1 protein-coding gene is annotated in these 230 nt (G+C 75.2%); it reads left to right on the forward strand.

What is annotated here, in order from left to right; genetic code table 11:
* The coding region (locus tag HMPREF0058_RS11565) for a hypothetical protein (protein WP_006549985.1) at positions 1–230 on the forward strand (230 nt) is incomplete at both ends.

Below are 230 nucleotides of genomic sequence, written 5' to 3' on the forward strand. Positions count from 1 at the left end.
GCTGGAGCTGGCGGTGTGGGGCGCCCCGGGTGGGCGCGGCCTGATCTGGCTCGATGCCCCGCCCGAGCCTGCGATGGCGGTGGCCTCACAGGCCCTGAGCGAGTTGGGCCTGATCGATGAGGCTGGCAGCGTGACGGCGCTGGGACGTGCGGTCGCGGCGGTTCCCGCTCCGGTCCGTGAGGCTCGCGCGCTGCTCCTGGCGGCCGAGGTTGTGGGGCAGCACCGGGCAG

The sequence above is a fragment of the Actinomyces urogenitalis DSM 15434 genome (genome assembly GCF_000159035.1).
GTDB lineage: Bacteria > Actinomycetota > Actinomycetes > Actinomycetales > Actinomycetaceae > Actinomyces > Actinomyces urogenitalis.